The sequence below is a fragment of the Pseudodesulfovibrio profundus genome (assembly GCF_900217235.1).
Classification (GTDB): domain Bacteria; phylum Desulfobacterota; class Desulfovibrionia; order Desulfovibrionales; family Desulfovibrionaceae; genus Pseudodesulfovibrio; species Pseudodesulfovibrio profundus.
On record NZ_LT907975.1, the window covers coordinates 4,052,017 to 4,072,985 of the forward strand.

The 20,969-nt window shown below is 53.6% G+C and carries 21 protein-coding genes; 16 read left to right on the forward strand and 5 right to left on the reverse strand.

Annotated elements, in window-relative coordinates; genetic code table 11:
* Positions 1 to 77: 77 nt before the first annotated feature.
* The gene (locus DPRO_RS18965; protein ID WP_097013814.1) at positions 78 to 1,046 is read right to left on the reverse strand and encodes a YheT family hydrolase; all 969 of its coding nucleotides are present in this window, start codon (positions 1,044 to 1,046) and stop codon (positions 78 to 80) included.
* A 127-nt stretch (positions 1,047 to 1,173) separates the two neighbouring features.
* Between DPRO_RS18965 and DPRO_RS18970 the strand changes: the two genes are divergently transcribed.
* The 7 genes from DPRO_RS18970 to mnmA all read left to right on the forward strand — a co-directional run bounded on the left by DPRO_RS18970 (position 1,174) and on the right by mnmA (position 10,443).
* Positions 1,174 to 2,379: an aminopeptidase gene (locus DPRO_RS18970; protein ID WP_097013488.1), complete on the forward strand. Its 1,206-nt coding sequence runs from the start codon at positions 1,174 to 1,176 to the stop codon at positions 2,377 to 2,379.
* Between the two features lie 258 nt (positions 2,380 to 2,637).
* A complete protein-coding gene (locus DPRO_RS18975) occupies positions 2,638 to 3,273 on the forward strand; it encodes a nucleotide exchange factor GrpE (RefSeq protein ID WP_097013489.1) in 636 nt (211 codons plus the stop codon).
* A gap of 113 nt (positions 3,274 to 3,386) precedes the next feature.
* Positions 3,387 to 5,309 carry a molecular chaperone DnaK gene (gene dnaK / locus DPRO_RS18980; protein WP_097013490.1) on the forward strand — a complete coding sequence of 641 codons (1,923 nt, stop codon included), beginning with the start codon at positions 3,387 to 3,389 and terminating at the stop codon, positions 5,307 to 5,309.
* A gap of 200 nt (positions 5,310 to 5,509) precedes the next feature.
* Entirely contained in the window at positions 5,510 to 7,459 is a 1,950-nt protein-coding gene (locus tag DPRO_RS18985; protein WP_232005650.1) for a type 1 periplasmic-binding domain-containing protein, read from the forward strand.
* A gap of 59 nt (positions 7,460 to 7,518) precedes the next feature.
* Positions 7,519 to 7,803, forward strand: coding sequence for an Asp-tRNA(Asn)/Glu-tRNA(Gln) amidotransferase subunit GatC (gene gatC, locus DPRO_RS18990; RefSeq protein ID WP_097013492.1), 285 nt, complete (start codon positions 7,519 to 7,521; stop codon positions 7,801 to 7,803).
* Positions 7,804 to 7,824: 21 nt separating this feature from the next.
* Positions 7,825 to 9,282 carry an Asp-tRNA(Asn)/Glu-tRNA(Gln) amidotransferase subunit GatA gene (gatA, locus tag DPRO_RS18995; protein ID WP_097013493.1) on the forward strand — a complete coding sequence of 486 codons (1,458 nt, stop codon included), beginning with the start codon at positions 7,825 to 7,827 and terminating at the stop codon, positions 9,280 to 9,282.
* A 117-nt stretch (positions 9,283 to 9,399) separates the two neighbouring features.
* A complete protein-coding gene (gene mnmA / locus DPRO_RS19000) occupies positions 9,400 to 10,443 on the forward strand; it encodes a tRNA 2-thiouridine(34) synthase MnmA (RefSeq protein WP_097013494.1) in 1,044 nt (347 codons plus the stop codon).
* On the opposite strand, the gene DPRO_RS19005 is transcribed toward mnmA, so the two are convergent.
* Complete coding sequence (locus DPRO_RS19005) at positions 10,444 to 10,974, reverse strand: hypothetical protein (protein WP_157917565.1); 531 nt, start codon at positions 10,972 to 10,974, stop codon at positions 10,444 to 10,446.
* 47 nt (positions 10,975 to 11,021) lie between these two features.
* On the reverse strand, positions 11,022 to 11,528 hold the full coding sequence (locus DPRO_RS19010) for a tetratricopeptide repeat protein (protein WP_097013496.1): 507 nt from the start codon (positions 11,526 to 11,528) through the stop codon (positions 11,022 to 11,024).
* 57 nt (positions 11,529 to 11,585) lie between these two features.
* Between DPRO_RS19010 and mtaB the strand changes: the two genes are divergently transcribed.
* From mtaB to recJ, 9 genes are read left to right on the forward strand one after another with little or no spacing between them, the layout of a single operon-like run.
* The gene (mtaB, locus tag DPRO_RS19015; RefSeq protein WP_097013497.1) at positions 11,586 to 12,893 is read left to right on the forward strand and encodes a tRNA (N(6)-L-threonylcarbamoyladenosine(37)-C(2))-methylthiotransferase MtaB; all 1,308 of its coding nucleotides are present in this window, start codon (positions 11,586 to 11,588) and stop codon (positions 12,891 to 12,893) included.
* On the forward strand, positions 12,890 to 13,426 hold the full coding sequence (locus DPRO_RS19020) for a DUF4416 family protein (protein WP_097013498.1): 537 nt from the start codon (positions 12,890 to 12,892) through the stop codon (positions 13,424 to 13,426). The genes mtaB and DPRO_RS19020 overlap by 4 nt, the downstream gene beginning before the upstream one ends.
* A 41-nt stretch (positions 13,427 to 13,467) precedes the next feature.
* Positions 13,468 to 14,349: a YicC/YloC family endoribonuclease gene (locus tag DPRO_RS19025; protein ID WP_097013499.1), complete on the forward strand. Its 882-nt coding sequence runs from the start codon at positions 13,468 to 13,470 to the stop codon at positions 14,347 to 14,349.
* Between the two features lie 24 nt (positions 14,350 to 14,373).
* On the forward strand, positions 14,374 to 14,628 hold the full coding sequence (locus DPRO_RS19030; RefSeq protein WP_097013500.1) for a DUF370 domain-containing protein: 255 nt from the start codon (positions 14,374 to 14,376) through the stop codon (positions 14,626 to 14,628).
* Positions 14,629 to 15,264 (forward strand): guanylate kinase, encoded by a 636-nt coding sequence (gene gmk / locus DPRO_RS19035; protein ID WP_097013501.1) that lies wholly within the window; start codon positions 14,629 to 14,631, stop codon positions 15,262 to 15,264.
* A complete protein-coding gene (gene pyrF, locus DPRO_RS19040; RefSeq protein ID WP_097013502.1) occupies positions 15,257 to 15,958 on the forward strand; it encodes an orotidine-5'-phosphate decarboxylase in 702 nt (233 codons plus the stop codon). Before gmk ends, pyrF begins: the two co-directional genes overlap by 8 nt.
* An 11-nt stretch (positions 15,959 to 15,969) precedes the next feature.
* The gene (locus tag DPRO_RS19045) at positions 15,970 to 16,803 is read left to right on the forward strand and encodes a tetratricopeptide repeat protein (protein ID WP_097013503.1); all 834 of its coding nucleotides are present in this window, start codon (positions 15,970 to 15,972) and stop codon (positions 16,801 to 16,803) included.
* A gap of 53 nt (positions 16,804 to 16,856) precedes the next feature.
* Positions 16,857 to 17,717, forward strand: a complete 861-nt coding sequence (locus tag DPRO_RS19050) for an HDOD domain-containing protein (RefSeq protein WP_097013504.1) — start codon at positions 16,857 to 16,859, stop codon at positions 17,715 to 17,717.
* Between the two features lie 15 nt (positions 17,718 to 17,732).
* Positions 17,733 to 19,445 carry a single-stranded-DNA-specific exonuclease RecJ gene (recJ, locus tag DPRO_RS19055; RefSeq protein ID WP_097013505.1) on the forward strand — a complete coding sequence of 571 codons (1,713 nt, stop codon included), beginning with the start codon at positions 17,733 to 17,735 and terminating at the stop codon, positions 19,443 to 19,445.
* A gap of 45 nt (positions 19,446 to 19,490) precedes the next feature.
* On the opposite strand, the gene lipA is transcribed toward recJ, so the two are convergent.
* Together lipA and lipB are read right to left on the reverse strand one after the other, a co-directional pair.
* Entirely contained in the window at positions 19,491 to 20,372 is an 882-nt protein-coding gene (lipA, locus tag DPRO_RS19060; protein ID WP_097013506.1) for a lipoyl synthase, read from the reverse strand.
* Positions 20,314 to 20,961 (reverse strand): lipoyl(octanoyl) transferase LipB, encoded by a 648-nt coding sequence (gene lipB, locus DPRO_RS19065; RefSeq protein ID WP_097013507.1) that lies wholly within the window; start codon positions 20,959 to 20,961, stop codon positions 20,314 to 20,316. Before lipB ends, lipA begins: the two co-directional genes overlap by 59 nt.
* Between the last annotated feature and the right edge of the window lie 8 nt (positions 20,962 to 20,969).

A 20,969-nucleotide genomic window follows, 5' to 3' on the forward strand; every position in this document is an offset into this window, starting at 1 on the left:
GCTGGGCTTTTCTTTTGGATGATAAAAGCGTGGTGCCGGATGGATCGGCACCGCGCTGATAGTATTTGCTTTGTTGCCTACTCAGCCAGGAATGCCTTGGCTCGTGCTTCCGACCAGTAAATGTTCTCCGGTCCGGCTTGAACGAAACCAACGTGGCCGCCGTACTGCGGAATCTCAAGCATCAGATTGGCATTGTTGTCCGCTTCCGTGACAGGGAAACAGGCCGGAGCGAGGAAGGGGTCGTTCAATGCCTGCACAAGGAGTGTGGGAACGGTAATGTTCGGCAGGAACTGTTTGCAACTCGACTTCGCATAATACTCTTCGGCATTGGCAAATCCGTTGTGTGGTGCCGTGTAGATATCATCGAATTGCCGCAGGGAAGTGATGCCTTCGAGATGGAAAGAATCCACCTTGTTGGGGAACATGGCCTCCTTGGTGCGGACCTTCTTGCGCAGACCTCGCATGAAGTATTCGAAATAGACACGACGGGATGGCTTGGAAATAAGTATTTCCGATTCCGACAGGTCGCAGGGAACGGAAAAGGTGATGGCTTTTTTTACCTGAGCCGGGACGCGGTCCGGATTTTCACCCAGATACTTGAGAATCTGATTGCCGCCCATGGAAAAGCCGATCAGCGCAACTTCTTCGTAACCACTTTTTAGACAATGGGTGATGACTGTGTGCAGGTCCTCTGTTTCGCCAGAGTGGTAGGAGCGCAGCAGACGATTGGTCGAAGTGCCGCAGCCACGCTGGTTCCAGCACACTGCATCGTACCCGAAATCAAGGGCCATCCGGGCCATGCCAAGGACATATTTTTTCCTTGAGTTGCCTTCCAGACCGTGGCTGACGACAACCAGTTTTCGGCTCGTTGTCGTTCCGCATTTATGGCGGTCGATATCCAGAAAATCCTTGTCGGGAGTTTCAATGCGTTCACGTCCGGGGAGGAGATTCGGCGTAGGGCGAAACAACGGCGGATACAGAGTCGCAGCATTACCGGAACGGAACGGGAACGGGGGACGATATTCGGGAATTGGTAGTACAGGCATGCAGTTGATGTACGGACAGTCTGCGAAGATGTCAAAGTGCGCAGAGGCGGAAAAGTCGTTGCCCCATAGGTGCATCGGGTATATCTTGCAAGAATACAAATGGATATCAATTTACCTAGGAGTCGGTGTGTCGTTGTACGATCAAGTGGATATGGAGAATTATGCCGAGGTCCTGCTGTGGGCCTTGAATCAGACTCGGACACGTCCTTTGAAAAACCGGGATGTGGTCCTCATCCGGTACGATATCCCGGGCCTGGCCCTTGCCGAAGCCGTCTATTCCTGTTTGATGGATGCGCACCTGATGCCTGTCCCGGTGGCGCAACCGACACCGTACATGGAGGTGGAGCGGTATCTCAACTCCAGCTACGGCCAGTTGCTCTTTCAGCCGCCAGGTGTGGCAGAGATGTATGGAAAGGCTGCCGGGATCATCAATATCCTTGCTCCGGAGGATCTGACTCATTTGCAAACCATCGATCCGCGGATCATAGCCGAGGCCCGCAAGGCCGGTGCGCAAAACAGAAGCATACTGGAGCGCCGCAAGAATTCACGGGAGCTTGGTGTCACCACTTGCGTCTATCCGACACAGGCGCTGGCCGATGCGTCGGGAATGACCCTGGAAGAGTACGCTTATGCTCTCAAGCGGGCCTGCTGGCTGAATATGCCGACTCCTGTCAAGGAATGGCGTCGCCTTCAGCGGGAAGTGCAGGAAGTCTGCGACTGGCTCGATTCAATGGATATCAAATCGCTCAAGGTGGAGTCGGAAGATATCAATCTTAAAGTGCCGGTCGGTGACAACAGGCGCTTTGTCGGAGTGGGCGGAGCCAATATCCCCGGCTATGAAATCTATTTTGCGCCGGACGCCCGTGGTATCAGCGGCACCTATTATGCCGACCAGCCAACGCTTCGATACGGGCATCTCGTCATGGGAGTTTCCATCGATTTTTCCGAAGGGATTGCAGCGCGGGTTGAAGCAGGGCGAGGGCAGGTGTTTTTACAAAATCAAATGTATTCAGATTCGGGTGCTCGAAGGGTGGGAGAGTTCTCATTAACCGACAAGCGGTTTTCGCGAGTGGATCAGTTCATGGCGCATACGCTTCTTGATGAAAATCATGGCGGTGAGAATGGCAACTGCCATATCGCGCTTGGCGGGTCGGTTCTTGAGAGCTTCACCGGGCCCGTGGAAATGCTGATGCCTGAATTGGAATATGAACTGGGGTTCAACTCCTCTGACATGCATTGGGATCTGGTTAACACTCAGCCCAAACGTGTTACGGCCTGGTTGAAAACAGGGCAACCCGTGCTCATTTATGAGAATGGAGAGTTCACGCTCTAGCCTGACAAGTACGTTCTTCATCCGTGTGTCCAGTCGTTTTAGGTCACTGCTGTGTTGAAGAATCGCATTTTGCATTGAATTGAGCCATGTTATTGTCCGCGGGCTTCTTTTGGATTCAAGAGAAGCCCGTACCATTTTTTCCTTGATTTCTTTCCATCTCATCCATTGACAACCTTTCGGCCATGCTTATTTGACAAACAAGTCTCGCTCATCGCGGGGCTTTTTCACGATAAAAACAGTTCTGTAAGGAAATAGTTAATGGCCAAGCATAAAGATACGGAAGTTCCCATCAATGGGTTGTACGACGAGGAGGGCAAGATGAAAGACGCCTCTGTCGAACAGGACATTCCTGAAGGCGATGTCGCGGAAGGCGCCGAAGAGGTTGAAGGTGAAGAAGCCTTCTCGTTGAGTCAGGACGAACTGGAAGCGCTGTGCCGCGAATCCGTCTGTCCCGAGTGCGATGTTCACAAGGAAGCCGAAGCCATCAAGTTGCGTTCCCTTGCTGATGCGGAGAACCTCAAAAAGCGCTTGTTGCGCGAGACCGAAGAGATGAAGAAGTATGCAGGCGAGTCCATTCTTGCCGACATGCTCCCCATTCTCGATAACCTCGATCTCGCACTGGCTCACACTGATGGCCTGGATGCGGCGTGTAAGAATTTTGTCATTGGTGTGGATATGACGCGCAAGCTGTTCCTTGATGCGGTCAAGAATCATGGCCTTGAACAGGTCGATGCCAAGCGTGGAGTGGATTTCAATCCGGAAATGCACGAAGCCGTCGGTACTGTTGAAGATGGCGAGTTGCAGAATAACCAGATAGCCCAGGTCGTTCAGGGCGGGTATTTCCTGAAAGGACGCCTTCTGCGACCGGCCAAGGTTATGGTCAACAAAGCCTAAGACTTTTTGCAATGCGGGCCTTTACAACCCGTCTTGCGTGATTATTGAACAAAGAACGAAAACTAGAAACGCTACAAGCGAATTTTTCAATAGCGAATTAGGAGGACACACACATGGGCAAGATCATAGGGATCGACCTTGGAACCACCAACTCCTGTGTTTACGTCATGGAAGGTAAAGACCCGAAATGCGTCAGCAACCCCGAAGGGGGACGTACGACGCCGTCTGTTGTCGCCTTCACTGACAAGGAACGTCTGGTTGGTGATATTGCCAAGCGCCAGTCCGTAACCAACCCCGAGAAAACCGTTTTTGCCATCAAGCGCCTTATGGGTCGCAACGTGGAAGCGCCTGAAGTCAATAAGTGGAAAACACACTGCCCTTACGAAATCGTTGCCGGTAACGGTAATGACGCGTGGGTAAACATCGACGGCAAGAAGTACAGCCCGCCGGAAGTTTCCGCCATGATCCTTCAGAAGCTCAAGAAGGACGCCGAGTCCTACCTGGGTGAAGAGGTGACCGAGGCTGTCATCACCGTCCCTGCATATTTCAACGATTCCCAGCGTCAGGCTACAAAGGATGCTGGCAAGATCGCCGGTCTTGAAGTCAAGCGTATCATCAACGAGCCTACTGCGGCTTCGCTGGCGTACGGTTTCGACAAGAAGGCCAACGAGAAGATCGCTGTCTTCGACCTCGGCGGTGGTACTTTCGATATCTCGATTCTCGAAGTCGGTGACAACGTCGTAGAAGTTCGCGCCACCAATGGTGACACCTTCCTCGGCGGTGAAGATTTCGACCATCGTATCATCGAGTACCTTGTTGATGAGTTCAAGAAGGAAAACGGCATCGACCTGTCCAAGGATCGCATGGCTCTGCAGCGCCTGAAGGAAGCAGCAGAGAAGGCAAAGCACGAGCTTTCCTCTTCCATGGAGTCCGAAGTCAACCTGCCGTTCATCACTGCTGACCAGAACGGTCCCAAGCACCTGATGGTCAAGATTAGCCGCGGCAAGCTGGAACGCCTTGTCGAGGACCTGGTAGACCGCACCGTTGAGCCCTGCAAAAAGGCGCTCAAGGATGCTGGCCTGTCCGCCTCCGACATTGATGAGGTTATCCTCGTCGGTGGTATGACCCGTATGCCGCTGGTACAGGAGAAGGTAAAGAGCTTCTTCGGCAAGGAACCCAACCGTTCCGTGAACCCGGACGAAGTTGTCGCCATGGGCGCTGCCATTCAGGGTGGTATCCTGGCCGGTGATGTTAAGGATGTACTGCTCCTCGACGTAACCCCGCTTTCCCTTGGTATTGAAACCATGGGTGGCGTCATGACCCGACTGATTGATCGGAACACAACCATTCCGACCAAGAAGTCTCAGGTGTTCACCACGGCTGCTGATAATCAGCCGTCGGTTTCCATCCGGGTCTTCCAAGGTGAGCGTCCCATGTCCGCGGACAACAAGCTGCTCGGTAACTTCGAGCTGACCGGCCTGCCGCCGGCACCTCGTGGCGTACCGCAGATTGAAGTGTCCTTCGACATCGATGCCAACGGTATCGTGCATGTCAACGCCAAGGATATGGGCACCGGACGTGAGCAGTCCATCCAGATTACCGCTTCCTCCGGTCTCTCTGATGACGAGATCGAGCAGATGGTCAAGGATGCCGAAGCGCATGCCGATGACGATAAGAAGAAGCAGGAGCTCATTGAGACCCGGAACCAGGCTGATACCTTGATCTACACCTCCGAAAAGTCCATGCGTGACCTCGGAGACAAGGTTGATGCAGAGCTGAAGGCCGACATTGAGACCAAAATCGAAGCTTTGAAGAAGGCTATGGAGACCGATGACCTTGATGAGATCAAGGCCAAGACCGAAGAGCTCTCCCAGTCTTCCCACAAGCTCGCTGAGCAGCTCTACGCTCAGCAGTCTGCTGATGGCGCTGACCCGAATATGGGTGCTGCCGGAGCTGCTGGCGCTGCCGGTGCAGACGCTACCGGAGCCAAGGACGATGACGATGTAGTCGATGCCGATTACACCGAGGTCAAGTAAAGCTCCTTGCTTTAGCAGCCCAAGAGAAGTATAGATTACCCGGCCCGTGAAAACGGGCCGGGTTTTTTATTGACCTGCCCCAAAACGCTGACATGGATTTCCTGATGCGCCGAACATACTTATCCCATATTGTACGAATATCTCTGCTTATAGTCTCGTTGGTTCTTTTTGCCTGGGGTTGTGCTCCCAAGCAGGCTCCGATGACCAATGTCGACATGCTTGCCACTCCCAATCTGCTGCTTGAGGCCAATGCTGCCTGGGAAGCAAAACGGTTTGAAGTGGCTGAGTTGTATTATGCCAAGCTGCTTGAGCGTCAGGATTTTCTCCTCGACGACAAGCTTGAGGTATATCCCAAGCTGGCTGATGCTGCCTATCGCAACGGTCACTACCATCAGGCTCGTATCGCGTTGGAGGATTGGGCAAACGTCCAGACTGACGCCCTTGGTGAGCCGATCTGGGAGCGCCTCTATCTTGATACAATGGCCCAGCTGGGTAAAACCGAGCGACTGCGCAATCATCTGGCCTGGGTGCTCCGCAACGATCGTCTTCCCTGGTTGACGAGGGAAGAAGTCGCCTTGTGGTACGGCCAGTATTATCAGACTCGAGGCTACGTTGAAGAGGGGCTGGATGTCCTCGACAAATTTTACTCCGAAGCACCGGACACAGTCACTAAGGCTGGGTTTGAAAATGCCTACCTGCAGCGTTTGCAGGAAATGACGGACCGTCAGTTGGATGACTTGAGCGGTGCCATCACGACGGAAAATCTCTGGCGGTTCCCGTACGCACTTGTGGGCTTCGAGTTTGATGCACGTAAGGCATCCGATGAAGAGGCATGGTCCACTGTCTGGCGCAACATGCGTAGTCTGGTGAAAAATGCCGAGCTGGTCGATACCGCTCCGCTGGAAGCCAAACTTTCGGAATTGGAATCCCAGTACGGTGTACCCCGCATCGGTATTGCTTTGGCACTGCCGCTCACCGGTCCCTATGGCAAGGTCGGCGTGAAGATATTGCGTGGCGTTGGCCTCGCACAATGGCGACTGGCCCAGCAGGGCGTTGACATCGATATGCGGGTCATCAATACCGAGTCTTCTGATTGGAACGAACGGCTTGCAGCGCTCCCATCCCACTATACTGTCGTCGGCGGACCGCTGCGAGTGAGCGCTTTCAAGGAATTGACTGCTACCACTGCGGGCAATAGCATTCTTGCAGATCGTGCCTTTTTCACCTTCATGTCCAGTCTTGGCGATCTGAAGGAAGGGCAGGACGCATGGCGGTTCTTTACCAGTCACAATGATGAGGTCCGCAGTCTTGTTCGGATGACGGTCGAAGAACTGGGTATCAAGGATTTGGCAATTTTCTATCCCGAAGAAAAGTTTGGCCGTGCCATGGCCGAAACATTCTATAGTGAATCCTATCCACTGGGTGGACGCATCAAGGGAATGCAGTCTTACCCGCCGCGCCAGCTCAAGCAGTGGGGTGCGCGTATTGGCAAGCTTTTGAATGTTCCTGACGACTTCAGGGATAACAAGGATGCGCCACTTGAACAGCCCGATTTCGGTGCTGTGTTCATCCCAGATGGTTGGGGACAGGCACAGACCCTGTTGCCGAACTTCTTCTTTTATGAGGGAGATCAACTGGTCTTCCTTGGCCCCGGGCTCTGGAGTCGTGCCCTGGATAATGCCAAGGACATCGATGAGCACTACTACCGTTTGGCGGTGTGCCCCGGAGCATGGTTGGAAGATACTGACGGCGGACGCAACCTTCAGAATGCGTTGAATGAAGAAGGATTGGGACAGGCTGATTTCTGGGTGGCTCTTGGATACGACTTTCTTCGCTTTGCAGGAAAGCTCGGTGCGGTTTCCCCCTCCTGGGATGCGGATGACATCAATAAACGTATTGCTCAAGCGGAGAAAATTCCGTTTAGCATGGCACCGATTTCATGGAATTCCGACGGCGTAGCCCACCAGGACTTGTACCTGTTCAGCCCGGTTCGTAACGGAAAACAGTTGGTGGATGCCGACAAGATGAAGATACGCATCGAACGGGCCAAGGCTCGTCGTGACAAGCGTATCGAAGCATATGAGCAGCGGATGGAAGAAGAAGCCAAACAGCAGATCGAGAAGGCCAAATCCGCTCAACAAGGAATGTAATATCCGGGCAGTATACTGTCCGGCAAGCCGAAAGGCATAGTGAATATAAGGAGAGAGCAATGAAAATCAGCCCTGAAGATGTGGCGAAGATTGCGAACTTGTCGCGACTCGATTTGCCGCAGGAAAAGCTTGAGATGTTTGCCGGTCAGCTTGGCGACATCCTCGAATATATGGATAAGCTCGGTGAGTTGGATACCGATGCAGTCGAACCGATGTATAGCCCTGTCGAGCACACCACCGTGCTCCGCAAGGATGAAGCTCGTAAAGACTACAAGCGTGATGAAGTGCTTTCCAATGCCCCCAAGCAGGATGGTCAGTTCTTTATCGTTCCCCGTATCGTATAACTCGCTTTTTCAGGATATATCATGTCAGAATTGTTTGAAAAAAGTTTAGGCGAGATCGCCGGACTTCTTCAGTCCGGCGAAGTGAAAGCCGTTGATGCCGTCACCAGCTGCATTGAGCGTATCGAGGCCACCGAACCCCGTGTTCAGGCGCTGCTTACGGTGATGAAGGATGAAGCCCTGCAACAGGCCGAAGCCATGGATGCCGAAGGGCCTGATGCCGAGAAGGCGTTGTGGGGTGTGCCTATTGTCCTTAAGGACTTGCTCGCCGCTAAAGGCACCAAGACCACCTGCGCTTCCAAGATTCTTGAAAATTTTGTCCCGTTTTATGATGCCACGGCAGTAACCAAGCTCCGCGAAGCTGGCGCCATTATCATTGGTAAAGCCAACATGGATGAGTTCGCCATGGGATCATCCACTGAGAACTCGGCTTATATGAAGACGTTGAATCCGTGGGATCTGGATCGGGTTCCTGGTGGTTCTTCCGGTGGTTCCGGCGCAACCGTCGCAGCAGGGCAGTGCTATGCAGCCCTTGGCACGGATACTGGCGGCTCCATTCGTTTGCCTGCTTCTTTCTGCGGTATCGTTGGCCTGAAGCCGACCTATGGGCGTATTTCCCGTTTCGGCCTGATTGCCTACGGTTCCTCACTGGATCAGATCGGTCCCATGACGCGCAACGTCGAGGATTCCGCTCGTCTTTTGCAGGTCATGGCCGGACACGATCCCAAGGATTCCACTTCCGTTGATGTGCCTGTGCCGGACTATCTGGCTGCACTGGGCAGGGAATCCCTTGAGGGCGTGACCATTGGTCTGCCCGAAGAGTACTGGGGTGAAGGATTGGATGAAGAAGTTGAGCAGGCTTGCAGGGATGCCGTCAAGAAGATGGAGGAACTGGGAGCCAAGACCGTGCCGGTCAAGCTCGCTTTGACCGATTACGCCATCGCCACCTACTACATCATTGCCATGGCCGAAGCTTCCTCCAACCTGTCCCGTTTCGATGGCGTTCGTTTCGGACACCGCAACATGGAAGCCGAGGAGTTGATCGACATGTATACCTCCAGCCGTACTGAAGGGTTCGGCGATGAGGTGCAGCGACGGATCATCATCGGCACATATGTTCTTTCTTCCGGTTACTACGATGCCTACTACAACAAGGCAGCCAAGGTGCGGCGTCTTCTGCGCGAAGACTTTGAAAAGGCGTTTGAGCAGTGCGATATCATTGCGGGTCCTGTTTGCCCCACCACGGCTTTCAAGGCCGGTGAAAAGGCTGATCCGCTCCAGATGTACCTGATGGATATTTTCACCATCTCCTGCAACCTTGCTGGCCTGCCGGGCATGAGTCTGCCGGTTGGATTGGGCAAGGATTCCGAGATGCCTGTTGGCCTTCAATTCATGGGGCCGGCCTTTAGTGAAGATGTCATGCTCTCCGTGGCCGAGTGCCTTGAGCGCAACATCGACCCCATGCCCATGCCGAAACTCTAGATTAGCAATGTCCATTTTGCCGACTGCACCGTACTGTGTGCAGTCGGCTTTTTTATGATATCAGGAAACTATGTGGCATTGATTAAGGCCACGATAACAGAGCTTGGAGTTCAGTAAATGAAGGTCGCGGTTGCTGTCAGTGGAGGTATGGATAGCCTGCTCTCACTGGTCCTCATGAAGGAGCAGGGATTTGATGTTATGGCTGTTCACGGCCATTTCCTACCCCCAAGTCCGGCCTGGGGCGAAGTGACCAGTGGGTTGACGGCGGTCTGCGAAAAACTCGATGTGCCATTTCACGCTCTTGATCTCCATGAAGTCTTTGACCGTGAGGTCATTGCTCCGTTCGTGACGGCATACAAGGCAGGATTGACACCGAATCCGTGCGCCATGTGCAATCCCCGGATGAAATTCGGAATCCTTTTCGATGCCGTGCGCTCACTCGGAGCCGATGAAATCGCCACCGGCCATTATGTGCGCATGGAAGAGCGGGGCGAATTGGGCAGGATGCTTGTTCGCGGCGCTGACAGTTCCAAAGATCAGAGTTACTTCCTTTCACTGGTGCCCTCCGATACGTTGCGACGTGCGCACTTCCCCTTGGCAGAGATTTTCAAGAAAGACGTAATGGGTCTGCTCGACAAGTACGGACTTGAACCGCCGATCCCTCGTGAAAGTCAGGAAATATGCTTTGTGCCTGACGATGACTATCAGGCGTTTCTGTTGAGCCGTGGAAAAATGGGCGGCAAGGGACCGGCTGTTTTGTCGGATGGAACCAAAGTCGGCACGCATAACGGGCTTTGGCGTCACACCCAGGGCCAACGGCGCGGCTTGGGGATTGCGTGGAAAGAAGCGCTGTATGTGCTGGACAAGGATGTTTCGCGCAACACGCTTATTGTCGGCACCAAGGATGAACTCGCCTCAAAAGGGTGCATCGCTGCTCAGGTGAATTGCATGGCTGATCCGGCAGATTGGCCGGAAACCGTCATGATCCAGACCCGTTATCGACAAAAGGCAAAGCCGGGAACGGTCACACTTAAAGACGATAAGCTTGTCATCAACTTTCTGGAATCACACTCCCGCCCGACTCCCGGTCAGATCGCAGCCGTGTACACCGAAGACGGTGTCGTCCTCGGCGGTGGGGTCATCGAGTCTCCGATTCTTTGATCAGCGCCAGAAATCGCGGCGTCGTTCATAGTAGAAGCGCTCGGTCTCACGATAGGCTTGGGCGCGGTTGCGGGTCATTGTGTGATGAATCTTTTCGGCGGTCATTTCCGGTTTCTTTCGACAATAATCTGCCCACCAGAGCACTTCCTGTTTGATGCGATTGCTGTAGGAGTCTTCATAGGAAGCCAGCAAATCGAATCCCTGCTCGCGTTCATCAAGGTAGATCATCGTCAGGCCGAGATAGAAGGTCGCATCGGAATTGTTGGGGTACGTGTCGAGTGTCGACTGGAAAATCTGTTTTGCCGCAAGATAGTCGGCATCACGAAAGGCGCTCAAACCCCGTTTGTTGTTGCTGTAGGCTTTGCTGTTCGTGTTATAGAGATAGTCGCCATGGAGGCCGAACTGAATGGTGACACCGGCACGGGCGGAAACACCAGCCATGCCGCTGCCGGTCCCAACGGTGACCTGCCCGCCAGCGCAGGAGAAAAGAAGGGGGAGCGTGAGAAGTATGGATGCAATGGTATATTTCATGATTTGACCCTTTTGCGCTTTTCCATTAGGCCGCTTGTCAGCGCACATTAATTACCGGGACGTGCGGCGTCCTCTTCCATGGCCAGACCGTCGTTCCAGGCGCGGAACATCTTGGTAGTAATCTCCTCGGAGGTAGCTGTGGTCTGAGGCTCCAGGTAGTATGCCATGTCGCGTACGGACTTGGTTAAATAACGCTTGCCTGTATACCGGAAAGCGTGAAGGATGCGAAATCCTTTTTCGCGTTCATCCTTGGCGATATAGGTCAGTCCGAGATAGAATGATGCCAGTGGATACTCTTCTATGTCGAGCGAGTGTTGAAACGCTTCAATGGCTTCGTCGTATTCGCCCAGATTGTAGTGGGCGCGTCCCAGGCCTGTCAGCAGTGTCACTGAATCCGGGTCGCTTTCAAGTCCTTTTTGATACTGAACTACGGCCTGCTCATAATCCTTCAGGGCCATGGAAATGTTTCCGGATGTTTGGTGGGGCGGTGGGCAACCGATGAGGATGACGAGCAGCGAGAGTGAGATCGTTGTCAAATAAACTTTTTTTGTCATGAGATTGCATTTACCTTATGGGTTGATGTCGTAACGCATTACCAAATTGAATATAGCATGATTACTTTCTTCACCGCCACCCTGGGTTGCAAGATTAACCAGTACGAGACCCGTTCCATTGCGGAGGCATGGGTGCGCGATACGTCCGGCATGCAGGCTCGTGAAGTGGATTCGGCAACAGACGCCGAACTCATACTGGTCAACTCCTGCGCTGTGACCGCCAATGCCGTAGCTGACCTGCGGCAGACCGTGCGCCGTTTTCATAGGGACAACCCGACTGCGGAAATCATCATTACCGGCTGTGCTGCCCAGGTCATGCCCGAAGAGCTCGCCGAGTTGCCGGGTGTTGTTCGTGTGATCAAGCAGGAAGACAAATCCGTGCTCCTTGAAGGGCCGGAAGCTAAGCAGCAGTCAAAGGCTGATAAGCCGCACTTCGCTCCTTTTTCCATCTCCGGTTACGGCCGTTCCAGAGCCGTCGTCAAAGTGCAGGATGGGTGTTCCCACAGGTGTACTTACTGCATTGTCCCGCTGACTCGTGGTAAATCCGTCAGCCGCCCCATGGACGAAGTTGTCGATGAAATCTCCCGGCTGTTAGTAGCGGGATTCCGTGAGTTTATCCTCAGCGGTATCAATCTGCGCCATTACGGTCGTGGCTTGGCTGATAAGGTCGATTTTTGGGATCTTGTATCTCACCTTGAGCAGGAGTTCGGGCTCGACTGGGGCGGGCGTGCGCGATTCAGAATCTCTTCGGTGGAACCGGGCCAGTTGACGGACAAGGCGTTCGACACACTTGCTGCATCCACCATGGTTTGTCCGCAGCTACATCTTTCCTTACAGAGCGGATCGGCTGAAGTGCTCAAAAACATGGGACGCGGTCACTATTCTCCGGAACTGGCCGTGGAGTTCATGCAGCGCATGAAGGCCGAGTGGCCTGTCGCAGGTCTGGGCGCGGATTTGATCGCCGGATTCCCCGGTGAGACCGAGGCTCACTTTGAAGAGACATTGGAGCTGTGCCGGGAACTGCCGCTGACCTATGGTCATGTCTTCCCATATTCAGAACGCCCCGGAACCAAGGCGCTGGAGTTGGCGGACAGCGTTGATGTGCCGGTTCGTAAAGAACGGGCTGCCCGTCTGCGCTCGTTGATCAACGGGAAGAAAACCGCATTTCTGGACAAGCTGCTCACTGTAGAGAGCCTCAATGTCCTTCAGCAGGACGACTCCGGTCGCGGCGTCAGTGAATACTATGCTGCGTGCCGCTTTACAAAAACACTGGATGGCGCGGCCCCTCGTTCACTTGTGCGCGCACGACCTGTTGAGCTTCGTAAAAATGTCATTCTTGCGGAACCGTTTGAGGTGATCAAATGAGTACGCCGATCATTCCCGATCCAGGGCTGCTGATCATCTCCATCCTGAGTTCGAGATGGGATGAATGCTGGCCGGGGTTGCTTGATACGTTGGAAGAGCGTTTTGGCAAGGCGGACCATGTGTCCGAGGTGTTCGCCTTTGACCAGACGGATTATTATGATCAGGAACTGGGGACGCCCATCACCAGACGACTGGTCTCCTTTGCGACACTCCGCCCACTGGATGAACTGGCGGATATTAAGCTGTTCACCAATGAACTTGAGCAATCCCAGGCCAATGAAGGCCAGCGGATGTTCAACCTCGATCCGGGGTTCATCACCGTCCAGCGCCTTGTCCTTGCCACCGGCAAAAACTATTCGCATCGAATTTACTTGAAAGATGGCATATGGGCCGACCTGACGCTCATGTGGCAAAAGAAACAGTGGGTCGAATTTCCATGGACGTTTCCTGACTATGCAGGAGACGATATGAAATCGCGGCTGACAAAAATGCGTCAGTCGTATAAAAACATGCTGAACAATCCGCAAACGTAGAATCGTCATACAATACGCGGATAGACCAAAAAGGAATATATATGCCAGTTAGCATGACCGGTTTCGGTCGTAATGAGACAAATGATGATGCTTGGACCCACGTATGGGAAATCAAAAGTGTCAATGGCCGCTTTCTTGATGTGAAGTGGCGTATGCCCGGTTACCTGCGCAGCCTGGAGAATGGCTGGGAAAAGATCGTTCGGACCCATGCCTCTCGCGGGCGGGTGGATATCTCCCTTAATCTTGAAGTACTGGACTCCGCCATCCTGGGCGTTACGTTCAACGAGACCATGGCCAAAGCCATGTTTGAGCAGATGGAGCAGTTGGCATCGGCCCGCGGTGATTTGTTCAAGCCCGATTACAACAAGGTTCTGTCCATGTCTTCCCTGTGGCGCGACAACGGCAGTGAGCCGGACCCCGGCCTGACCGAATCCCTGACTGCAGGGCTCGAAGCCGCCCTCAAGGATTGGGTGAGCGCCCGTTCTTTGGAAGGCGATGCCATGGTCAAGGATCTGCTGGCTCGCCTTGATGTGCTCAAGGATCTGGCCGACAAGATCGGCGAGCGCGTGCCGGAGATTCTGGAAGAGAAGAAGAGCAGCCTCAGGCAGCGCATTCAGGAAATGCTGGAGAGCGCCGGAGCTGAATTCTCCGAAGACAGAATGCTGCAGGAAGTGGCTCACCTCACCGACAAGCTTGACGTGTCGGAAGAGTTGACCCGCCTTGATGCTCACCTCGATCGTCTTCGTGAAGTCCTCAGCACCCCCGGTGATGCCGGTAAGAAGCTTGATTTCCTTCTGCAGGAGACCTTCCGCGAGATTAACACCTGCGGCAACAAGGCGCAGGACACCACGGTCAGCCGTCTGGTCGTTGATTTCAAGGCTGAATTGGAACGGTGCCGCGAACAGGTTCAGAACATCGAATAACCGCCAGTGAGCTAAGGGGATATCATGGCAAAACAGGGGTTACTCAACATCGGCTTCGGTAACTTCGTGGTGCTGAACAGGGTGGTTTCCATTGCGCTGCCTTCCAGTGCTCCCATGCGTCGTCTTCGTGAAGACGCCAGAGCGGAAGGACGGCTCATTGATGCCACCCTCGGACGCAAGACACGAGCAATCATCGTCACCGATTCCAACCACGTTATCTTGTCCGCCATCCAGGCTGAAACAATTGCACAGCGTTTCAGCGCAGAAGAGGGAGAATAAATGTCTGAAAATGTTTCCCGCCTGGGCCAGATCATTGTGGTCTGTGCGCCGAGCGGCACCGGTAAATCAACATTAATCAGCAAACTGCGAGAAGAGTTTCCGAATTTCGGCTTCTCCGTTTCCTATACGACCCGCAAGCCCAGAGGGGATGAACAGAACGGTCGTGAATATCATTTTGTCTCACGTGACACGTTTGTCGCCATGCGCAGTCAGGGTGAGTTCTGCGAGTGGGCTGAAGTCCACGGCAATCTCTATGGCACGGCGACGCAGCCGGTGGTCAACATGCTTGATCAGGGTAAGGATGTCCTCTTTGATATCGATGTGCAGGGAGCCAAACAGTTGAAAAAGACGTTCTACAAGGGAACGTTCATTTTCCTTCTGCCTCCATCCAAGGAAGAGTTGATTCGACGTCTTACCAGCCGGGGAACTGACTCGGAAGAATCCATCAGCAAGCGTCTGGCCAATGCCGAAGGGGAAATCGCTGAAGCCGGTTTCTTTGACTACTGGATCATCAATGATGATCTGGATAAGGCGTACGAAGAACTGCGTGCCGTTTTCGTAGCTGGTGCATGCAAACCGGAACTGCGGACAGATGTGGAACAGATCATTAAGAAGGACTGGGGGATCGATGGCTGAGCTTGTTCTTGCCCTTGACTACAAGGATGCCCGATCAGCACTGGCAATGGCGGATACTGTAACTGGTGTTGTCCCCTGGATGAAGGTTGGTCTTGAGTTGTTCACGGCAGAGGGACCGCTGGTTGTTTCCGAGTTGAAAAAAAAGGGCTTTAACGTCTTTTTGGACTTGAAATTCTTTGATATTCCCAACACTGTGCAGGGTGCGATCCGCTCGGCTGCCCGACTGGGGGTGGACATGGTTAACATCCATGCCTTGGGCGGAGAGCGTATGGGGGCAGCAGCCATGCAGGGGGCTCTCGAAGGCACTCCTGATGGCGGAACGCCACCCATTGTTCTGGCTGTCACCATGCTGACGTCCATGGCAGAAGGGGATTTGCCGGTGGATAATGCGCCGCCGCCGTCGGAGATGGCCCTTGACCTTGCTGTAAAAGCCAAGCAATATGGCTTAAATGGGGTTGTCTGTTCCGCTTTGGAAGCGGAACGGATAAAGCAGGCTTGCGGTGATGCATTCATCTGTCTGACTCCTGGCATTCGTCTTGCGGACAGTGCCAAGGATGATCAGAGGAGAATTGTGACGCCCGCTCAGGCTGTAATAAACGGGTCGGATTATTTGGTGGTGGGACGACCCATCACCGGTGCAGCATCGCCCAAAGAGGTGGCCTTGGCCATCATGGAGGAGATGCAGCGCGTATAACAGGGGTTACAATGACGAATCAGAGCGGCAAGAAGCCGCAGGAAAAGGATATCGTCCGTGATGGTGCGGAGAAGATCAAAGGGGTCTTCTCCACACAGTCTGTTTCCAAAGTGGGTACAGGCACAACGCAGCGTCGAACCATTCAGAAGACCTACTGGAGTGGTGAAGAACTGGCAGACGGACGTATTGAAATCCAACCCCTCAACCGCAACTACATCCCTTCCGGTCCGAAGCGGACCATTGATCGCGACGATTTTCTAGCCAAATACAGTCCAGAACCAGAATTCTACATGACCACCGTCTACCCGGCGATCAAGAAGGTGGACGACTCCATTGTGCGTGGTGAAAAACATCGGGAGCGTGGGGCTGCCTACAGCGCCGAATTCGAGTTCAAGCAGGTCACAGCCGTCGATGAAGAGAATGTCCGAGCCAACTTCGGTTTGGGTCTGACGTATCTTGATCGAGGGGATCAGGTCAGAGCCAACGATATCTTTGAACGTATTGTCGGACTGGACGGAGCGTTTCACTCGGAACACAAACATCTCTTCAATGACTTTGGTATCAACATGCGGAAAAATCGTATGTTTGATCAGGCGTTGAAATACTATCTCAGAGCGCAGGAGTTGGTGCGTGATGATGAGCACCTGTTCCACAACATTGCCCGTTGCTACTACGAGAAAGGGGATGTAGAAGAGTGCAAGAAGTATTTGAGAAAGAGTCTGGAGATCAATCCGAATCTCAAGGAAAGCAAGATGTTCTGGGCGTTCCTCAAGAGCAAAGGCTTTGTTCGGGATAACGAGGATATCCAGGATGTTGCAGAGACTTCTGAAGCTGACTCGGAGTGATTGTAGAAACGACACTTATTTGAATTTCAAGCCTGCGCCGACAAGGAGTTTTCATGTACCAGGAGAAGATTAAGGACTTCCTCCGGGAGCTGTCGAATACTCGAGAAGATCTTCCTTTCTCTCCCGCTCTGCTGCAGCAATTGCACAGTCAGACCGGAGAAAATTCAAACGCCACGATGCAGCAGATCGGTGAAACCCTGAGTAAGGATCAGGGTGTGACGGCACGTATTCTCAGCCTGGCCAACTCATCATACTACGGGCTTCAGGCGGAAGTCGGCTCTGTGGAGCGGGCTGCTGCCGTTATTGGGCTGAATGAGATTCGTAATATCGTTTTGATGCTCGGGGTGCAGCGTCTTGCTGCCAAGTATCCGCTTCCTGACGATTTCGTGCTGGCAGAATACTGGGAGCATCACTTTCTGGTGGGGACGGTTGCCAAAGAACTTTCCCGGTTGGTCGGTGTTGGCAACCCGCAGAATCTCTTTACAGCCGGGCTGCTGCATGACATCGGCAAACTCATTACTGCTATGTTCAGGCCAGATGACTGGCAGGCCATGGTCGAGCTGGCAGAGGATGAAGAAATAGTGGATTCTGAAGCCGAAGATCGCTACTGGGGCGTGGATCACGCTGTCATTGGCGCGCTTGTTTTAAAATCCTGGGATCTTCCAGATATGTTGGTGGAACCGGTAAACTGGCATCATTCGCCGGAATTGGCGCCAGGGTACAGTAACGAAGCTACCATCATTTGCCTTGCCGACTATGCGGCCCATGCCGTTGCCGACCCCGAGGGACCCTACGCCGGTCGAGTGGAGCAGCTCTGTATTGATATGGAGCTGGACCTTGATGAAGTGATGGAAATCACGGATGAGCTGGCCGAGTCCGACGAGGTCGAAGAGTTCGTTCAATTGCTCAATTAGCCATAGGAAAAAATATTGCCTTGTATATGGAAAGCGCGAGGGGAGAAGCCCTCGCCCGATGAAGCCGTGCGCATGGCGGAGGAACTGTCCGTTTCTCCGCTTATTGTTGATATCCTCATGAACAGGGGCTTGAGCTCTTTGCAGGAAATGGATCAATTTCTAAGTCCGGGCCTGCGGCATTTGGCTGACCCCAATGAAGTCCCGGGGTTGAAAGAGGCTGCTGAGATGTTGACTCAGGCGCTGGGCGAAGGGCGCAAATTGGCGGTCTGGGGTGACTATGATGTTGACGGAATCACCTCTACAGCGCTGGTATCGGATTTCTTTTCTGCTCGCTCCATCGATATTCTTCAGTATCTGCCCAATCGCATGGAAGAAGGGTACGGTGTTAATGTTCAAGGGGTAGAGCGTCTGGCGCAAGATGGTGTCGGTGTGTTGCTGACAGTCGATTGCGGCATATCCGATCATGAAGCCGTGGCCCGTGCTCGTGAGCTGGGGATGACCGTCGTTGTCTCCGACCATCACCTTCCGGGCGACACTTTGCCGGATGCCCATGCGATCTGTAACCCGCGATTGAGCGAGGGTGGACCGTATGACGATCTGGCAGGTGTTGGCGTGGCATTCATGCTCATGGCCGCGCTGAACAAACTGCTGCCAGGTACACCTGCAGAAATTCGCGAGTTGCTTGATCTCGTGGCGCTGGGAACAGTCGCTGATGTGGTCAGCCTCAAGGGCATGAATCGAATTTTGGTTAAAAACGGACTGCTGGTGATCAAGGAAGCCAAGCGTCCCGGAATCGCTGCGCTCAAGGTGGTCAGCGAGTATGAACGCGATGCCGACCTCGGTGCCGGTCAGATTGGCTTCAATCTCGCACCAAGAATCAACGCTGCAGGCAGAATGGGTGACCCCGGAAAGGGGTTGAGTCTCCTGCTTGCCAAGTCCTTTGACGAAGCCATGCCGTTTGCTGAGGAGTTGAACGCCATCAACATGGAGCGTCGTCGTCAGGAGCAGGAAATAACCGAGGAAGCCTTTGCGCAGGCAGAGTCCATGCGCGACAAGGCCGGGTTGGTTCTGTTTGCGGAACATTGGCACCCGGGTATCATCGGTATTGTTGCTTCACGCGTTGTAGAAAAATACTACAGGCCCACATTGATCCTGTGCGCTACGGAAGATGGCACCCTCTACAAGGGGTCAGGAAGAAGTATTTCCGAATTTGATTTGCATGAGAGTCTTAAAGCTATCAGTCCGATTCTGAATGGATTCGGCGGGCATAAACTGGCTGCTGGGTTGTCCATTCAGCCGGATCAACTGGACGCTCTTCGCGAGCAGTTCAATGACCATGTTGTCGAGAAACTGGGGCCTAAACCGCTGACGCCGACCTTGAAGCTGGATCGGGAGCTGCCCTTTGGTGAAATCACCCACACGTTGCTTTCCGAACTGGAAATGCTCCAGCCCTACGGCATGGGTAACCCGGAGCCGGTTTTTGCCTCGGCCCCGGTAACAGTGGCTGAGCACAGAACGTTCGGCAGAGAGCGAGAGCATGTCAAATTGGTACTGGCCGACGATGTGACCGGCGCCAGACTGCCGGGTAAGGCTTGGCGCATGGCAGACAAGCTCAAGCGTGATGTGCAGGGGAGGGTGATGCGATTCGCGTTCACTCCCAAGATAGATCGCTTTCAGGGGGTGCCGCGTATTGATCTCAGAATACGTGATTGGGACGGTATCTTTTAACGAAGTAAAAAAGGCTCAGTGTAATTAACTGAGCCTTTTCACTTATTAGGACTTGGAGCCGACAAATTGTTCGGCGTTGTAGCTGGAGCGAACCAGCGGAGCGCTGAACATATGCTTCAGGCCGCGCTTGGTGCCTTCTTCAGCATATTTATCGAATTGCTCAGGTTCAACGTATCGTTTGACCATGGGATGATGCCGCGTTGGCTGCATGTATTGACCAATGGTGACGATGTCGCAGTTGATGGCAGCTAGGTCATCGAGAACAGGCATGATCTGCTCGTCTGTTTCGCCCAGTCCAACCATGATACCGGACTTCGTCGGGATGGTCGGTGCGATGCGTTTGGCGCGCTCCAAAAGCTCCAGACTCTGGCGGTAATTTGCCTGCGGTCTGATCTCGTCATAGAGATCGGGCACTATCTCCAGATTGTGGTTGAGCACATCCGGCCCGGCATCGAGGACCGTTTTCAGCGCGTCTTCATCGCCCTGAAAATCCGGGATGAGTACTTCAATGGTGCACTCGGGCATGCGTTCATGGACAGCACGAATGGTGGCTGCAAAATGCGCTGAACCGCCGTCAGGCAGGTCGTCGCGAGTAACGGATGTGATAACGACATGCTTGAGTTCCAGCCGGTGTGCGGCCTCTGCCACGCGCTGCGGTTCATCCGAATCAAGCGGCAGTATGTCGCCGGGAGTGATGTTGCAGAAAGCGCAGTTGCGGCTGCATATGCGGCCCATGATGAGGAATGTCGCTACATTCTTGGAGAAACATTCCCACTTGTTGGGGCATTTCGCCGACTGACAGACCGTGTTGAGTTTCAGGTCCTTGATCAATCCTGAAGTACAGGAAAAGTTTTCGTCTTTTGGTAGCTTAACGCGGAGCCACGGCGGAATCCGCAAAGGCTTTTCTGAATTCTTGGATGAAGACATCCTTGGCTTCCTTCATGTCTATATCGTTAGCGGATTCACGGGAAATGGACGTTGGCGTCGCTCCCTGAATGCCGCACAGCGTGATCATTTCAAACAGACTGATGTCCGGGCCGACGTTGAGTGCCAGGCCGTGGTATGTGACCCAGCGTTTGACACCGATGCCCATTGAGCATATTTTGCGCGACTCGTCCACCCAGACCCCCGGGTGCCCTTTGCGCCGCTTCGTTGATACGCCAAAATGAGCGCAGGTATTGATGACCGCTTCCTCCATGTCATGGAAGAATCGGCGCATGCCGCCCGGCCGTTTCTCCACCCGCCAAATGGGGTAGGCAACCAGTTGACCGGGGAAATGACAGGTGATGTTCCCGCCCCGCGTGGTTTGGGCCAGCTCTATCCCTTGTGATTTGAGGAAGCCCTCATCCACGTGCAGGTTTTCGGCTCCGCCTTGACGGCCATACGTAATGACTTTCGGGTGTTCCAGAACAAAAAGGGTATTCTCCTCTTTGCCATCCAATACGTTGTTGAGAGTTTCAAGCTGTAGCTCAACGCCTTCATTATAAGGGATGAGCCCGAGGTCCAGAATGCGCATCCGACTTG

What these genes read in the sequence shown, in the direction of transcription:
- DPRO_RS18965 (WP_097013814.1), bottom strand. Translation starts at nt 1,046, where the DNA reads ATGCCTGTACTACCAATTCCCGAATATCGTCCCCCGTTCCCGTTCCGT.
- DPRO_RS18975 (WP_097013489.1), top strand. Translation starts at nt 2,638, where the DNA reads ATGGCCAAGCATAAAGATACGGAAGTTCCCATCAATGGGTTGTACGAC.
- dnaK (WP_097013490.1), top strand. Translation starts at nt 3,387, where the DNA reads ATGGGCAAGATCATAGGGATCGACCTTGGAACCACCAACTCCTGTGTT.
- DPRO_RS18985 (WP_232005650.1), top strand. Translation starts at nt 5,510, where the DNA reads ATGACCAATGTCGACATGCTTGCCACTCCCAATCTGCTGCTTGAGGCC.
- gatC (WP_097013492.1), top strand. Translation starts at nt 7,519, where the DNA reads ATGAAAATCAGCCCTGAAGATGTGGCGAAGATTGCGAACTTGTCGCGA.
- gatA (WP_097013493.1), top strand. Translation starts at nt 7,825, where the DNA reads ATGTCAGAATTGTTTGAAAAAAGTTTAGGCGAGATCGCCGGACTTCTT.
- mnmA (WP_097013494.1), top strand. Translation starts at nt 9,400, where the DNA reads ATGAAGGTCGCGGTTGCTGTCAGTGGAGGTATGGATAGCCTGCTCTCA.
- DPRO_RS19005 (WP_157917565.1), bottom strand. Translation starts at nt 10,974, where the DNA reads ATGAAATATACCATTGCATCCATACTTCTCACGCTCCCCCTTCTTTTC.
- DPRO_RS19010 (WP_097013496.1), bottom strand. Translation starts at nt 11,528, where the DNA reads ATGACAAAAAAAGTTTATTTGACAACGATCTCACTCTCGCTGCTCGTC.
- mtaB (WP_097013497.1), top strand. Translation starts at nt 11,586, where the DNA reads ATGATTACTTTCTTCACCGCCACCCTGGGTTGCAAGATTAACCAGTAC.
- DPRO_RS19020 (WP_097013498.1), top strand. Translation starts at nt 12,890, where the DNA reads ATGAGTACGCCGATCATTCCCGATCCAGGGCTGCTGATCATCTCCATC.
- DPRO_RS19025 (WP_097013499.1), top strand. Translation starts at nt 13,468, where the DNA reads ATGCCAGTTAGCATGACCGGTTTCGGTCGTAATGAGACAAATGATGAT.
- DPRO_RS19030 (WP_097013500.1), top strand. Translation starts at nt 14,374, where the DNA reads ATGGCAAAACAGGGGTTACTCAACATCGGCTTCGGTAACTTCGTGGTG.
- gmk (WP_097013501.1), top strand. Translation starts at nt 14,629, where the DNA reads ATGTCTGAAAATGTTTCCCGCCTGGGCCAGATCATTGTGGTCTGTGCG.
- pyrF (WP_097013502.1), top strand. Translation starts at nt 15,257, where the DNA reads ATGGCTGAGCTTGTTCTTGCCCTTGACTACAAGGATGCCCGATCAGCA.
- DPRO_RS19045 (WP_097013503.1), top strand. Translation starts at nt 15,970, where the DNA reads ATGACGAATCAGAGCGGCAAGAAGCCGCAGGAAAAGGATATCGTCCGT.
- DPRO_RS19050 (WP_097013504.1), top strand. Translation starts at nt 16,857, where the DNA reads ATGTACCAGGAGAAGATTAAGGACTTCCTCCGGGAGCTGTCGAATACT.
- lipA (WP_097013506.1), bottom strand. Translation starts at nt 20,372, where the DNA reads ATGTCTTCATCCAAGAATTCAGAAAAGCCTTTGCGGATTCCGCCGTGG.
- lipB (WP_097013507.1), bottom strand. Translation starts at nt 20,961, where the DNA reads ATGCGCATTCTGGACCTCGGGCTCATCCCTTATAATGAAGGCGTTGAG.